8 protein-coding genes are annotated in these 16,941 nt (G+C 50.2%); all 8 read left to right on the top strand.

Translation table 11 applies throughout. The features are described 5' to 3' along the window. Positions 1–384 precede the first annotated feature (384 nt). Entirely contained in the window at positions 385–2,166 is a 1,782-nt protein-coding gene (locus tag ACE3MZ_RS01520) for a vWA domain-containing protein (RefSeq protein WP_411344800.1), read from the top strand. A 189-nt stretch (positions 2,167–2,355) separates the two neighbouring features. Further along, a complete protein-coding gene (locus ACE3MZ_RS01525) occupies positions 2,356–5,745 on the top strand; it encodes a tubulin-like doman-containing protein (RefSeq protein ID WP_411344801.1) in 3,390 nt (1,129 codons plus the stop codon). A 1-nt stretch (position 5,746) separates the two neighbouring features. Continuing rightward, a complete protein-coding gene (locus ACE3MZ_RS01530; RefSeq protein WP_411344802.1) occupies positions 5,747–8,113 on the top strand; it encodes a transcription initiation factor TFIID in 2,367 nt (788 codons plus the stop codon). A gap of 488 nt (positions 8,114–8,601) precedes the next feature. Next, positions 8,602–9,891 carry a vWA domain-containing protein gene (locus tag ACE3MZ_RS01535; RefSeq protein WP_411344803.1) on the top strand — a complete coding sequence of 430 codons (1,290 nt, stop codon included), beginning with the start codon at positions 8,602–8,604 and terminating at the stop codon, positions 9,889–9,891. Between the two features lie 345 nt (positions 9,892–10,236). Then, complete coding sequence (locus tag ACE3MZ_RS01540; RefSeq protein ID WP_411344804.1) at positions 10,237–10,950, top strand: beta-mannanase; 714 nt, start codon at positions 10,237–10,239, stop codon at positions 10,948–10,950. 16 nt (positions 10,951–10,966) lie between these two features. After that, positions 10,967–12,229 carry a TRAFAC clade GTPase domain-containing protein gene (locus tag ACE3MZ_RS01545; protein WP_367062799.1) on the top strand — a complete coding sequence of 421 codons (1,263 nt, stop codon included), beginning with the start codon at positions 10,967–10,969 and terminating at the stop codon, positions 12,227–12,229. Positions 12,230–12,231: 2 nt separating this feature from the next. After that, entirely contained in the window at positions 12,232–15,678 is a 3,447-nt protein-coding gene (locus tag ACE3MZ_RS01550; protein ID WP_411346663.1) for a hypothetical protein, read from the top strand. Positions 15,679–15,846: 168 nt separating this feature from the next. Continuing rightward, positions 15,847–16,917 (top strand): YheC/YheD family protein, encoded by a 1,071-nt coding sequence (locus ACE3MZ_RS01555; RefSeq protein WP_411344805.1) that lies wholly within the window; start codon positions 15,847–15,849, stop codon positions 16,915–16,917. Positions 16,918–16,941 lie beyond the last annotated feature (24 nt).

The raw sequence follows: 16,941 nt of genomic DNA on the forward strand, positions 1-16,941 counted from the left end.
GAATAAAGGGAGCGATGGTGCATATTCAACTTTTAGCCGATAGTCCAGCCCTTTTCCCCGTCTTAAGGTGGGGAAAAAATTGCATATTATAAGCTATAATGATATCCGTTCCTTGTATAGGCAAGCCAGTCAGGCACATGTGCTGTCTATAAGGATACATTGGATTGGCTTGTTCGCGATGTAAGATCAGGTTTTGGAATTCGGGAAGATATGGATTATTATGGATATTGTGGTGAAAGTGGTATCAAATTTTTCACTTTATGTTTTTTAAGGCATGTTAAGGTGAATTTAACCGGCGTTTAATCCTGATCCGCTACAATGTGAGATCATGGCCGTAGTCCTGCCAGCCACGAACTAACATTTTACCTTGAGCAAAGGAGTAGAATGATGCCCGTACGAAAATGGAATTTCATGCATATACTGCTGGCAGTTATGCTCAGTGTGACCTTGCTGCCGGGAACCCTGTTTGCCGCTGCGACAACAGGAAGCAGCAATACGAACAATGGTAATACCGCGCCAATTGATGCAGTGCTGCTATTGGACACCAGTTCTTCGATGAAGAACAGTGACCCTAACAAGCTGGGGAACGAAGCAATGAAGCTGTTTATCGATATGCTGCCGACGCAGGGTGATCGCGTAGGTGTCGTCGCTTATACCGATCAAATTGAGCGGGAAAAAGCATTGACGAGCATCGCCTCGGCAGACAGCAAATCTGGATTAAAAACATTTATCGATGATCTGAACCGTGGACCGTATACCGACATTTCAGTCGGGATGAGTGAAGCGGTCAATATTTTGCAGGATGGTGCCCAGCAGGGCAATGAGCCGATGATTGTACTGTTCGCCGATGGGAATAACGAGCTGAACAGCAATGGCGGCAAAAGCAATAGCGAAGCCGATCAGCAATTGCAAGCTGCTGTCGACAAAGCCAAACAGCTTGGCTATCCGGTTTATACAGTGGGTCTGAATGCGGACGGCAAGCTCAATCAGCAGGCACTGGCGAACATCGCCAGCGAAACGGGCGGTAAATCTTTTGTAACTAGTTCCGCCGATGAACTGCCGCAGATTTTGAGCGATATTTTCGCTGCACATCAGCAGGTCAATGTCGTACCAGTTGATTCGATTACTGGTAATGGACAATTTCAGGATGTGAAGATCAACATCCCGAACCAGAGTGTCAAAGAAGCGAATATCTCGATCATGTCCTCTCAGCAGGTCGAAGTGAAGCTGGTTGATCCAGACGGCAAAGCAGTAGCTGTACCATCTGATCAAGCGACATTATCTACTTCCAAAAGCTACTCGCTCGTCAAACTGCTGAATCCGAAGCAGGGAGATTGGACATTGCAAGTGAAAGGTGTCGATCGCGATAAGATCGATATTAACCTGATTTTCAATTACAGTCTGGAGCTGGCGCTGAACCCTATCGAGGACAAAGCATACAGCAAAGGCGATACCATCGATATCTCCGCTTATCTCGCTAGCAACGGGCAAAAGCTGACCGATGCTTCGCAGGTAGGCAGCATGAAGGCTGTACTCAACGTGACAGATCTGGATAACAATGCAACAAGTCAGGTTCCGCTCAATACGAACGGTACGGAGTTTACCGGTGCATTTGAAGTGCCGGACAATCATCGTTACCAGTTGGTTGTACGCGCCGAGGAGCAAAGCTTTTACCGTGAAACATCGCCGGTAACGGTAGATGCAAGCGGCGGCGGTGCCAGCGATGGCAAAGTTGCGGGTCTGAGCATCATGAACTGGATTATCCTTGTAGTCGTTCTGTTGCTGCTAGCTGTCGGCATCTGGTTCCTGCTCAAATGGCTAAAACAGAAAAATCGCGGCTTTGTCGGTCAGATGGTGATCGAGATCCGCGACGAGAATACGGGCGAGAAATCGTATCCGCAGTATAAAAAGTTAACTACCTTCCGTGGCAAATTCAATCTGCACCAGTTGTTGCAACTGGCGCCTGAACTCAAAGAAACGGAACAGATCGTCTTCACACCGGGTAATAACGACCGTCTGGTGCTCCGCAATCAAGCGGAAAGCGGCATCGAGAAATCCGGTCGTGCGATCGACGCCTCCAGAGGCTACGAGCTGAAGAGCGGTGATCGTCTGACGATTGCACTTCGTCAGGTAGACAAAACGATTTTGCTAGAATATTTAAACTGATTGCTACTTCATCTTATGCGGCAAACTCGGTATGTACCGAGTAGCCGCAACACATCATGGAATACAGAGAGATATGAAACGGATGTCTGCCAGCGGATCATGCGGTTCGTCTGGCGAGTCCATTTAGTACCAGATCATAATTCAACACGTATAGACACCATACTATGAAGGTTACAAGGGGGATCATCCATGAAACCAATTGTTAGAGAACACATTCAACAGCTCGACGTATCGCTCGGTGGCGGTATTGTCAGTGAAAAAATACGCGTCGATACGATCGACAATCCGATTCTGATCATCGGTCTGGGCGGTACAGGTATCGATGCCCTGCTGCGACTGAAATATCAGATCAACCGTCGCTTCCGTCTGCCGGAAGACCCGGTAACGAAGAAAAAGCAAGAGAAGCCCGATAACGTCGAATTCCTTGCTTTTGAAACGAACGAACAAGATCGCAACAAAAAATACAAAGGCGTTGGTCTCGACCCGCATAACGAATTCGTGCTGCTGTCCAACCCAGAGATCGGCGGTTTGTTGCAAAATCGCAGTCTGCTGGAGCCGTATATTACGGAATGGCTGTCCCCGGAAATGAGCATCACCGATGGTATGAACGGTGCAGCCGGGGTACGCCAAGCAGGACGTCTGCTGTTATTCACCAAGATCAATCAAGTCGTACAGAGCATCGATAAAAAGATCAAAACGCTGTCCGTCGGTACGAACAAAAAGCTGATGGTCTTCCTGCTCACCGGTCTGTCCGGCGGTACAGGCAGCGGTTCGTTCCTTGATATCTCGTATATTGTTCGCGGGATTGTGGAGCGTGACTTCGGCTCTGCTGGTATCGACCGTCTGAACATGCTCGGCTATCTGTTCACGCCTGACGTCAACCTGTCCAACAAGAGTCTGAGCGAGCATACCCGCGAATATATTCGCAAAAACGGTTATGCCGCCCTGAAAGAGCTGGATTACTGGATGAATGTCGATGCACGTGGCGAACGGTTCAAGCAGCAGTATGGCAATATTTTGAATGTCAATTCGCCGCTGCCACCGTTTAATCTGTGTCATCTGATCTCGGCAACGAATACAGAAGGCAAGCTGCTGGAAAATGCGTATGACTACTGCATGAATGTAACGGCTGAAAATATTACGAACTTTATGGCGAGTGAGGAAAAGGCGTCTGGCGAGGAATTTGCGATTCATGACTATATTAGCAATATCCGTACCAATATCGCTCAGATGAACCGTGCGTATCCTGCTAACTATGAATACAACATCATCGGTGCATCGTCTGCGGTACTGCCGATTGAAGAAATGACGACGTATCTGGCATATCGTCTGTTCCAGAAGATGGACAAAATGTTCGACAAAGCACCGGATCAGGAAGCAGTAGAGAATTTTGCCCGCAAACTGGGCGTCGATCTGGACACGATGACCAAAACGTTCGAATCTCGTGTGCCGGAACCATTGCCGGGCTTTGAAAATAGCGAACGCCTCAGCTACAACAATGTGGTGAAAATGCAGGCGGTTAGCATGGATACTGAGCTGGAGCAAACGTTCCTGACTCGTGCACGCGAGGAATATATCAAAGCGAAGCAGCAACTACCGGGCGAGATTGTCGGTCAATTTTCCGATCAGATTCGCCGCATGTTCCTGCATCCTGAGCAAGGTCCATTCTATGTATCGCGTATGCTGTACACGGAAAAAGGTTTCTCCTTGCTGAAAATGTTGCTCTCGTATATTGAAACATTACGCGAAAGCCAAACTCGCATTCCGCGCGATATCGAATCGGCGGCAGAATACGCCAATGATCGTCTGGGCGACGCGAAAAGCGCGTTCGTTTCCAAAGACAAAAAGAAAAATGTATATATTGAAGCGAAGATCGACGAGTACTGGTTGCGTGCCGATGTTGAACGTACGCAGCAAATGATCGAGTTTTACGAAGATCTGTATCAACTGCTGAACCGTGAAAATAACCGTATTTATGGCGTGTTCACGGAAGTGCTAAATGCACTTAGCTCGATTTTCGAGAAAAATGGAGAGCTGCTCACCAGCGGCAACGAACAGGAAGATCATCGCGGTAACAAAACGTACTATTGGAATCTTGTTAGCGTGCCGGACATCTCCAAAGCGGTCAGCGATATTATGGATAGCAAGGACGGCGACGATCTGATTCGCGACTTCTCCACGCAATTGCTGGATCATTCCGATCAGTGGGTCAAAGAAAACGAAGTTGATATCGTACGCTCTATCTCCGACTTCCTGAGCGACAAATTCGGTGACCTGATCACCCGTTCTATGGAAGACTTCTTAGTGATGAAATACGGTGAAGACGAGCCGATTGAGAAATTCGTCGAGCGTCAAATTGCCAGCCGTCTGGATGACGATGCTGTGCCAGTATTCCATCTGAGTAACAGTGCGGGCAATTTGCACTTCCCGTCGTGGGGCTTTGTGTCTGTACCGGTACAAGCGCCAAGCATTCTGCGCGGAATTCGCAACTACCAGAACAACGCGATTGGCAAATCGCATTTTACAATTAAAGAAAGTCAGGTCAAAAACCGGATCTTCTGGCTGAATACACGCAACGGGGTACCGCTGTTTGTGTATACACCGCTGAAAGTGTATGAGGAAAACTACGAACGCACTATTCTGGATCGCGAAGGTGTCGGTCGACATCTGGTCATGAGCGAGAAGGAAAACTGGACGTACCTGCCATCTCCGATTCCAGAACGTTCATGGGGCGACACGTATGTGAATACACGTGTGCAGTCGTACAATGCCCGCGTGCGTAACGACTTTGCTCGCGCTCGTGCGCTGCATGTAATCGTTGAGAAGGATGTAGATCAGAATACGAGCAGCCGGTTTGCTGTGCGCTTCAGTCAGCCGTTCGATTTGGAAGCGGTGCTGAGTGCTTACGATCTGCGTCTGGATGCATCCCGTCCGAATCTGGGCGAGGTGAAGCGAGCGCTGGCGGAACTGCGTCGTCTTCTGAGTGAAGGGCTGCCTGCGGAATCGACTAAAGATATTTTCAACAGCTATAACGAGGAGCTTGCGTCCGATAACCTGATCCGCTCGCCGAAAATGATATCTCGTCTGCGCGAGGAACTGGGCAAATACGATGCATTGCAAGCGAAGATCAGCGAGCTGGAAAGTCTGCTCGGTCGTCACGAAGGCGAAGAAAAGCTGATCGACCAATTCGTCCAAGCGCTGTACACCGATACAATCACCAAAAAAGGTGCCTTGTTCGTATACGACCGCGACGAGGAAGAAGAAGCGTGGGAACCGTTCGTCAATCTGATGAAAACGAAAAATGTAGTGGAATTCGAAATCTTCGAACATTTCCGCAAATTGGATGAGAAAAGCCGTGCCGTGCTGATGCGCAAAGCGGATCGTCGCGACAATGAGCTGACCGGTTCTGAGGATGTAACACCACTGCTGAACAAGCTGGATGAATTGTATGAGACGTATCTGGAAGCACGGGATCGTCTGGAATATGAGCGCGTGGAACTGGTCAACGGTGATGAAGCATACCAGTTCTACAAACAAATGGTTTCCAAATTAAACGATCTGCGCCGGAAGCTGAAATAAGATGAAGGAACGGCTGACACCATTTGCGGAAGCTTACGCTGCCGCCGGGGAGAAGACAGCCGGACAGGGAGACGGGCGGAGCAGTATTCACTACCCCGCCGTTTTCCTGTTTGTCGGGGATGGTCTTCAACAGGCGGCAGAACATATCCGCAGCGTAAATGCGCAAAAATGGGATAACGGAGCTGGTGTGATGTATGTGGAGGTGCAGTCGGAAGCGGCGGCATCTTCCTCCGTTCACCGGGAGAAGCATCCACAGCAGCTCATTACGTACTTATCTTCGCCAGATGCTACACGTTCAAGCGCGCAACATCGGCGCCCGGACTGGGCAAAGCATTTTCGGGAAGAGAGCAAGCATTTACTGGAATTGAATAAAACGTTTCGTCAGGCGTCGCACCGATTGGCGGATTTTGGACGATTGTATTCGTCCTTTGATCGTCTGCATCTGTCGGTCATTACGCGTGTGGAAGATCCTATGAATATTCTGGTGCCGGAGATTGCATTGCTGGCGCGTTCCATCTTGGGTCAGTCGTTCAAGTCGGTGCAAATGGATCTGTATGTACTGGTGCATGAAGGTGAGCAGGAGAATAACTTTGCGTATGCCAGCTCGACCGGTGTTGCCTTTTTGCAGGAAGTAGAGCAGATGCAGCGCGACGATTACAGTCTGAGTGCACCGCTACAGCGTACCGAAGATGGGCTGTCAGTAATGGTACAGCATGTGGCAGCGCCGCTGTTTGAGCTGGCGTATATTTTATCCGACCGGAACGAGCGCGGGGTGTCCGTCAATGGCGGCATTAGGAGCAATTACGATATCATTTGCCGGATCAGCTTGCTGAAAAATCGGCAGCGTGTCGATACAGGTAGTGACTCGTCATCCTACGGCTCGGATTATAACAATACGGCGTTTCGCAACAATATTCGCAATGCGGACGGTAGTCAGGGACTTGTATCGGCAGGGTTTGCGCGGGTACGGCGACCGGATGAGGCGATTGCGCTAACCGTATTGGAGCATTTCTTCCTCGGATTGGTGCAGCGAATGAAGCAGGAGCCGGATCTTGGCGTTGCTGAGCGTGAACGGCTGCTCGGTATGGACGAGCCGACGATGGATGCACGCTTGGAGCAGCTCATTCCAGACGAAGGTCGCTTGGAGGATATGAATAGCCTAATGACCCGCTCGGTCAGCTTCTCCTCGCTACGCTCAATGAGTCTACGGGAGGCGGAATATGCGCTGTTTGAACAGGGTGGGGATGCTTTTTTCGCGGACAATTACGAGCAGGAAACAATGAGAAGATTGGAACGCTGGAATGCGGAATCAGAGTTTCGCACGATAGTTGCCGAGCGCATGAAGGGGCGCAGAGATGTGCACTTTTACCAATTGGCGGCATGGAGTGACGAGAATCATTCGGACAGCATCTGGACGGTGCTGCACAGCCGGATTCGCGATTTGAATATTGCCATTGAACAAGCGCAGCAGGATTTGGAGAGCTGGTATGGCAGTCGCGCGGACGATCTGACGTTTCAAAAGCTGCCTTTTATGGACAAGCACAATGTGCGCAATCTCACGCGCGCGCTTATCCAGACGATCTATCCGCATAAGCTGTATATTTTAACATTACAAACAAGATTGAAGCTGTGTCGTCGTTGGGAAGAGCAATTAACCGCCCTGCATCGCGGCAGTCAGGTACTCGTACGCCAGATGGACGAGTTGGCGCTGGAGCTGAACCGTGCCGCCACAGCTAGCGTACGTTCTGCCGACGATTATATCGGTCAAAATATCGCCGATTACTACAGCAGATTAACGGCAGACGTGATGGCAGATATGGAAGAAAAACGCGGCGAACATGTCTTTTTTGAAGAGCGTAGCGTGGGCGATGTCATGGCTTTACTGCAAAAGGGCTCAGACGTGCTGCTGGATCGCTTGATCACCATCTGCCGTCAAGACCTGCTGCCATCGCCGATCTTGTCGCAACCCTTTGAACAAGAACTGCTCAGCCGTGCCAACGTCACCATCGACTACAACAACAAACAGGCTTTGTCGCAGGAAGACCTGTTCAAAGAGCTATACCGAACACTCGAAGACCGCGCCACCATCCACATCCGGCTGCTCGACTACACACACAAGCACCGGTACGAGGAAAAATACATGTTCGGCAACGCCAACGGCGAATTCGTCCGCTACGCCACCGGCGTCGACCACACGACCCGCATCTACAAAACCGGCTTCATCCACGAAGACCGCACCAGCGGCGTCGAAAAACTGAACCTCATGGGCGGCTTCACCATCGAAGACCTTATGTACTACCGCAACGGCAAAACGTATTACGATACGTATCTAGCCAACGGCTACACATTCCACGCGGACGCTGAGTAGCCTAAAAGCAAAGACGGCTTGACGTACAAAGCATGCTTTGAAAAAACTTATAGAGGTAATTACCAAATCCAGTCAAACAAATAAGGACTAAAGATGAGTTGAGACGCCGATGGACTGTTGATTTATATGTTTACTCATAATAAAACCACTTCAATCACGAACATGTAATAACAACTAAGAATATCTAAAAACCATCAAATTTAATAACAACATCTGTACTGCAAAGAATTTGAATTAAATCTTACGTTAACTACCCACCCACAACATGTCTTAAATCTCGACTTTGGCTGTATGCACGGAGCGAAGGGAAGGGAATTTGGGCTAAGGACGACTTTGGAGCCGCGAGAATCTACATGTACTCCCAATTCGTAGATTCTCGTGGCTCCACCGGAGTCCGTGCCCAAATCCCTTCCCGAAGCGGTACAGTGCATCCCAGCCACACTAAGAGTTTAAGGCTATCTATCAAACGAAAGGGGTTGAAGCCACAGATGCAGCGCAAGATCAACTGGCTTCTCGTATTGTTCAGCCTCATCGGAGGCGCGCTCGGCTTTATTTTCAGCGAGTGGTTGTTGCACGCGTATCTCGACCGGATGCCGCGCATTCTGCTTATGGGATTGTATTTTGGCATTATCAGCTTGATGATCGGTATATTCTGCTTGCTGGCAGAGATGATCTCGCCAGTGTTAAATGGAGCTTCTTGGCGGCAACGGTATGCCGATATCTCATGGAAGCTGCTCGTTCCAGCCACACTGGTCGTTATGTTCGTCGGCGGTCTTGCATCACAAGCATTGTATCAGCTGGATTTCAACGGCGCGCGTACGGTTAAGGACGTGGTTGTAGTCGTCGATAATTCCGGTAGTATGCTGAGAACCGATCCACAGAACCTGCGATATCAGGCTGTAAAAGACCTCGTTAGCTCGATGGACGATGGCATGCGTCTCGGTATTATCGATTTTACCGATGATGCTAAAGTTGCACTGCCTTTGACGGCTCTAGACACTTCGTCCAGACAGCAAATCAATACAATGATCGATAGTCTAGCTGTCAACTACGGTGGAACTAATTTTACAGCTGCTTTGAATGGAGCGATGCAGCAGATCACAGATCAAGGGCAGGATGATCGTGGTACCGTTGTAATTATGCTATCCGATGGATACAGTGAGCTAGACTCATCGGCACTACAGCCGTATAAAGATCGTAATATTGTGATTGATACGATTGGTCTGAATTTGACGGACGGAGGCGGACAAAACCTTCTGACCGAAATTGCTGGGCAAACTGGTGGACAATACCATGGCGTAGCACAAGCAACCGATCTCACGCAAACGTTCCAGCAAATTTACGACACATTAGACAAACGGACCCTCGTCACAGAGCGTAGCGAACCGTTTAACAGCAACCTGTACTACCAGATCCTCCACGTTGTATTGATCGCTCTCATCGGAGCATTGATGGGCGTTGGTTGGGGACTAATGTTCGACAATCGCTTTCTGGCGCGCAGTTTTGGCGTCGGCGGCGGGGTTGGCGGATTGCTAGCAGGCTTATTGTTGGAATGGGGTATTGGTAAAACAGACTGGTCGTGGACAGATGCAGTGATTCGTTTCTTGGCGATTATGATATTGGCGCTGGTATTCACATTATTCACGCTGGTCATTCCAATCGGTGAGAATAATAAGCGTCTGATTCGCCGCAATGAAACACCACCGCCACCAACGAGTAGCTCTGGTTCTCCGCGTCGCCGTCGTCCAGGTGATAGCGGTCGTACGTTTCAGCGATAAATGATCTCTTGATTCATACAGATCACATACAACAGGCATATACTAATACAGATACTATATATTCAGGGGCGGGAAGTCATTCCTGCCCTGCCGTTGTATCTATAGCAGAAATCATAAGGAATAGGCTGGGTATACAGTCTATTCTAGTTTAAAATAAAAAGGAGCATAGGTAGTGACAGGCGGTATCACGATATCAACGTATACAAAGCCCAATCACAACGACGATTGCTACGATATCGTATGTCTTTATTTTGATCATATGGGCGAGAACAAGTATGCCAGTTACGTGATGAGCATACATACCGTCGTAACTATCATACAGGTGCAGAGGAAGGAGAGGGTGTGATGCGTTATCTGGATGCAAAGTCGGAGGATGAGCAGGTGATCCACGGATTAACGGCGCAGGCGGAGGAAGGCTGGTGTATATTGCGCTGGTTATGGCCTCGGGGCGCGGAGGCAGTATATATCGAGAAGCTGAACAGCAGCGGAGAAGGCGATGGCGATACATCGTTAGCTACTGCTCCTGCCACTGGAGTAAAAGCAGTGATCGCAAATGATCCTCTCTCCGCCTCTGCTTCTGTCGACACTGCCAATCTCAAGCTGTACACACGCGAAGAATACAAAGCAGCCAACGGCTACCGCGACCGCATCGATCATTTTGGCAAAATCGCTTATCGTGTACATCTGGTCACCGAGCAACAAGGCGAAACGCTGCTTGTGCGCCAGCATGATGATCGTAACGTAGTCGAGCTGAGCGCAGGCAAAGCCCAAATTCGCTACACGATCCGCCAGCAGTCCAGCTGGTTCAGCAAACGCAAAACAGTACGCATCGACGTACACGCCGAAGTACCGGTTGAACGCGATGTGCTCTGCTATGTAAAAAAAGATGGCGGCTATCCAGCTAACCGTGACGACGGCATTGTGTATCCATTTGCCGAGCCGTTTCGCGCCGGACGCAATGAGCTACCAGCGATTGAGATTGGCAAAAACGAATATGTACGTCTGTTTTTTACCGATGGACGCAAGTATGGACACATGTACGAATTAATTTTGGAGTAGGGGGAAGATGGGGGATATGAAAATCTTCGATTGGTTTAAACGCAAACCGGAAGCGGAACCCAGACCATTATTTTACGATATTGTATGCCCGTATTGCTTTAACAAATTTACGCCAGACGAGGTAGAGTTCCGGGCGAGTCATTATCGTGAGGATGACGAGGATTATGCGCTGCGTGAAGACGCGCGTCTGAACCGATACCGTGCCCGCTTCGGTCTGGATACGGTGCAGGATATGGAAGCGGTGCTGCGTCCGCAGGATGTGCCAGAAGAGCATCGGATCTATTCCGACGAGGTGCTTGTTGGATTAAATGACCGCTATGGTGAGGTGACTCGTCGTCGTCTCTGCCCGCATTGCCATAATGAATTGCCAGTGACGGCGGGCAAGGTGCCGAGCAATATTATCTCCATCGTCGGTGCGTCTCAGGTCGGCAAGTCGGTCTATATGACCGCGCTCATTCATACGCTGCAAAATTCCACGGCAGATCATTTTGATGCTGCTTGTATGCCACTGACGACGGAGATCAGTCGCAAGTTCCGTATGAATTACGAGGAGCCGCTGTTTGAACGTGGCGATCTGCTCGCTTCTACACAAAAGGAACGGATGCAGGAACCGTTTATTTTCCAATTTGTATTCAAGGATGAGAGCAAGCCACCGCTTACGCTCGTATTTTTTGATGTCGCTGGTGAAGGTATGGTCGATCAGGATTATCTGGGACTGCACGGTCAGCATATTAAGAACTCGTCCGGTATTCTGTTTATGGTTGATCCGCTGCAAATTCGTTCCATCCGCGACCGCATTCGATTGAAGCTGGGTGATACGCGCGGCGAATGGGTGTCCCGGTATGACGAACCGCGTGATGTGGTGCTGACGCTGTTTAGCGATTTTATTGCCCATCAGGAAGACAGCAAAACGGATATTCCGACGGCGGTTGTATTAACGAAGAGTGATATGCTGGAATCGCTGCGCGGCGATGATGGCGAATATATCAAATCCAACAGCAATATTTTCCACAATGTAGTGCATCGTGATCACTTTGATCTGGATGAATTTGAAAATATTGACGGGGAGATTCGCCGCTTTATTGAGCGTGTGGATCGTCCGTTCAAAGGCACGATGGATGTGTATTTCAAGGATACCGCCTATTTTGCCGTGTCTGCACTGGGCAGCAATCCGGTGGAGCAAAAGCTACAAAGCGTCGTCAGCCCGATTCGGGTGGATGAACCGTTTGTATGGCTGATGTACAAATTGAATTATATCGAAGGGAGACGACAGGCTTGAGTATGGTTTCTGACGCTCGCATTCAGCAACAGCTGTATACACGCGAGAAAAGCGGAATATTCCGCACGACGGAAGGCTATGACACGATTGCGCGTTCTCCCGGGCTGGACCCGTCTTTGATCAAAAAGGCGATCCATCCGCTGTGCGGCTACGATGCACCGGCAGAATTGCAGGCGAAAGGGGAAAAGGATGCGTCGCTGTATCCGTCTGCCCTGCAACTGGTACGTCTGGAAAATCGCGATATCGTGCTGGGACAGAGCGTATACGTGCCAACTGATTTTACCGGTCTACGCAGTGCCTTTTTTACACATAACTATATCATTCCGTCCGCGCTGGGCGAGGATTGGGTACATCATTACGACCGCTGGCTGAATGCTTCCTTTGTCGATCATTACGATCTGGAGCAGGGTAGCGAATTGCCGGAGCTGGATGAACTGCCTGTGCGTTCTGCTGGGCAGAATAATCTGATGGGCGGCAGTGGATCTGCCGATTTTTCCACATCGCTATCGCCAGCGCCGCACATGCAATCCATTCCGCCGCGTGCCTTGCTGGATCAATTGCAGATCGGCGATGGTATGTTCCGGCAATTGCTCGGCGCAGTCATGTCGGCGATTCATCGTCACCGGAAAGTATACATTTCGCTCAATGTACCGATTGCGCAGTTGTCGGATTATGCGCGGCAGCTGACGAGTGTAATCATGCTGGCGCTGCCCTATGCGTTTCGGCGCAGGCTTGGCTTTACGACGTATGCCAAAGAACCGGAAAGCCGCAAAGGCATGCAATTGCTGTTTGTGGAGAGCGGTTCGATTCGCGCGGGAGATCGCAATATCGAGCGGGATTATATTTTTGATCTGAACAGTGGACGTATTCAGGCGGCACAGGCAGGACGTGCCGGTCAGTTGTACATCGATTGGGTGTGTCAGCATCTGGATCAGCCAGCATTGCTGCGCGAATTGCAGCAGTTTGCCGATCAGGGGCAGGCAGGATTGGATGCGGCTGAAGAAGCATTGCCTGATCCGGCGCAATACGATGAATGGACATTGCTATTCCGGGTGGAAAAAGGCGATCTTCATCTGTATGCCGAACAGCGCCCGCTCGTGCTGCAAACACTGCTGCGTCATCTGCGTCCAGCAGGCGCGCTGACAGCGGCAATGCGGCTGAACGATCTATTCTTGGCATGTTTTGACCGCGAATTTGATGCGGTGCGTGATGGTCAGGTGCCAGATGTGGCGATTGCGGAAGTGTTTGCCGAATATTATGGAATTGATCCGCAGCATACCGGACGTAAAATTTTGGAGTATTTTATCCGGGCGATTCGCAATGCGCTCTCTTCCGGGCAGGTGGCGGAAAGTCATGCGTTGTATGCGATGATGGAGCGTCAGCCGCCGCTGTATGAAGCGTTTATTTCGGTGGTCGGCAGTCAGCCGGGCTTGGCAACTGTGCTGTTGACTCCGCTCATTGATCGCAAATTCCAGCAGGCGCAATCGGTAGAGGAAGTGATTACGCTGGCAGCGGAGTGGGGCAGTAAGTACCCGCAGCTACTCGATATGGACGATTACTGCAACCGTGCCGGACAGTCGTTTATGGAAGCCTTGCGGCGCAGCCCAGACTTGTTGCTGGCAACCAGCAATGCCTTCAAGCAGCTGGAGCGATTGGAATCCGAGCAGCAGCCAGAGATCAACAGTGTGGCATGGGTGCAATCCGGTCTCGGTGACGATATGCGCGCGTCAGCAGAGCGATTGCTGCTTAGCGAACTAGACTTGAAAAGTCTTACCCGTAGCCGTCTGCTACAAGCAGACTTCCTATCGTATCCGCTGCCAAGCGATGAGCAGCCAGAGCGTGCGGAACGCCGATTGATTGGCAAGAAGCGGGCGCTGCAACTGCTGCATTTCTGGTTCTCCGGTAGCGGCGATGAGACGAATGAAGATGTGCTACAGGAAATGGACAATCTGCCTGTCGCCGAAAAGGATATTATGCAGCAGCTTGGTCGCGCTTGGATTGGCGAAGATATTCGCAATGGTCAATTTGAGCGTTTGCCTGCCGCTTTTGCCTATAGTGCCAAGCCCAATGATATCGATTATGCGGCGCTGGTCGAAGAAGTACGGCGTCATTCGCCAGATGAGCAGAACATTTATCGATTCTTCAACTGGTCGGAAGGACGCGCTGCTTTTATGGTGGACGAAGATGTGTTGGATCGTCCGCGTGCGTCAGTAGGTGAGCGTTCCGGCACTCGTAAGGGTAATGAACGAATAAAGGGTCGCACAAGTGGCCCCCGATTTGTGCTTGCGTATGAAACAGCGATTCTGGCTTACTTCCGCAAGCATGATCGTGAAGCATTCCGTCGTGGTTCGCTGGCAAAAGATAACTGGCCGCAGAACAAGCCTGCCCTGACCGCTGTGTACACACGCGCACGGGACGAGCTGGCAACACCATTTCAGAAATGGATGCGCCGTAACCGCAGTCGTTTGCCGATGTTGATGGGTGTCTTGGTTGTATTCATTGCGGGCATTGTCGGTCTATCGATCTATTTTGCCCATATCTTTGGCGGTTCGGAACCTGTGGTCACTGCACCGACGACACCGGAGCAGCAAGCACCTGCTATCAATCCGAACGACCTGCCGAATGTGCTAGTTACGTTGTCCGGTACGAATGGCGAGGATAGCGATGCCGCTACATCCACCGATTCGACGACTAGCGATTCTTCATCGTCGAGCGATTCTGCTGATAGTGCTACTACTGGAGCCGCTACAACCGGGCAGACTGCTACAGGCTCGGACAGCAACATCGTAACTGCTGCTGCATCCGGTACGAGCAGTACGGGGTCGTCCAATAGCAGCAGCTCCACCGATGGTGCTACATCTGGCAGCACTTCTACACCAGATAGCAAGAGCACTGCCGCATCCGAACGTCTGGTATTTCATTTTAAGACGATGGAGCCATGCACTGCGTTTCAACCGAAAAAGGCAACCCTGCATCTGAGCGGCAAGCAGGATGTTCATTATGAAAAGCTGGACGTACAATCTTCTTGCGCTTCCAGTACAGACACTTCTGGTACAACGAATAATGGAAATACAGGAGAGCAAAGTAGTAGCACATCCGATCGTACAGATACTTCTGCGACTGGTGCGACTTCCGATACAAGCACGTCCAGTAGGGACATCACTGATGCCGAAGCAACTGGCAGTAAGGAATCGACTGCCACTGGTTCTGATACGTCCAGTAGCTCATCTACGTCAGGAGATGACAGTACATCTGGGGAATCAGAGCCATCTACATCGGCAGAAACAGAAGCACCTTCATCGCTCACATTGACACCGGAGCAGATGCAGCAGGTATATCCGTATGAAGTCAGCCTTGCGCTGCCTGCGGATACCGACATATCGCTGCTAGACAGCATCACTATTAATGGACAAACCTATATCATTACCACAATTACGACGACTTCTTGATCGTAATTTATGTATACCTTCCATGCGTTTGTCCGTTTGATGAAGGACGCAGGTAAGCCCGCTTTTTCATGCAGTTCCGTGCAGAAAAGCGGGCTTTTGCCTTAGGAAGATTCATTGCTCCAGACCATCCCAACAGTCGGCAGGAACCGTTTATCAAAGGAGTGCATCATGAAGGATAAGGACACTACACAACACACATATGTAATCGGTGTGCTGATCGGCTGGCAAATTGAATCAGAATTGCTGGTTGCCTGCGCGCTGGCGGCGGCAAGCCATAAGGCAGAACTATTTTACTTTTATCCCTCTGGCGTGGACGAACAGCGGCAGATGATTCGCGGACGTACGATGCGAGATGGAGAATGGGTGAAGGACGAGTTTCCGTATCCTGACGTGATCTACGACCGGATGCGCCGCCGCGGTTTGAAAGGGTATGAGGATGTGTATCGCCAATTGGAGCATATTCCGCTCACTCATAGTCTGCGCGGTCGATCGATTCGCAAGCTGATGACGTATCGCCTGCTCAAGAAGGATGAACAGCTGCGCAAGTATCTGATCCCGTTCATGACCCTGCGTAATGCAGAGACAGCGCTGGAATTCATGATCCAGCATCAGCAGACGATTTTGAAATCCGATTCCGGCGCATCTGCACGCGGCATCTATACGGTGGAGTATCGCGACGATGTATTCGAAGTGTCTGATCAAAAGTACATTCACCGATTGACCCGCGACAAGATGGCAGAGCTGATCGAATTTTTGATTCCACAGCGCTATTGTTTGCAAAAGCTAGTGCGTAGCGTCACACCGCAGGGCTTTCCCTTTCATATTCGTGTGCACATGAGCAAAGATGGCAAGGGGCGCTGGATCGTTGCTTTCTGCTCTACGTCCATATCGATGCAACCAGAGCGCAAGGTCACGAATAGTGAGCATACATTTCGCGTGATCCCGATGTGGAAAACCTTTCTCAAGCATCATCTGGGCGAAGAACCGGGTGGAGAATTGGATCGCCGCATCGAAACATATGGCATCCAGCTGGCAAAATATATGCAGCAGCAACTAGGCGATGGATTTCACGAGATTGGGCTGGATATTGGCTTGGACGAACAGAATCGGATTTGCCTGTTTGAAGCAGGTATCGGCTTACCGTCTACCATCTTTCATTATGTGGAAATGGTGCGTCCGGCGATTGCTTACAGCTTGCTACTGGCACGTCGTCATCGAGAAGAGGAACAAGAGCAATAACGTGTAGAGCAGAATAGTCAAAGG

Source organism: Paenibacillus sp. WLX1005, from assembly GCF_046603685.1.
GTDB lineage: Bacteria > Bacillota > Bacilli > Paenibacillales > Paenibacillaceae > Saccharibacillus.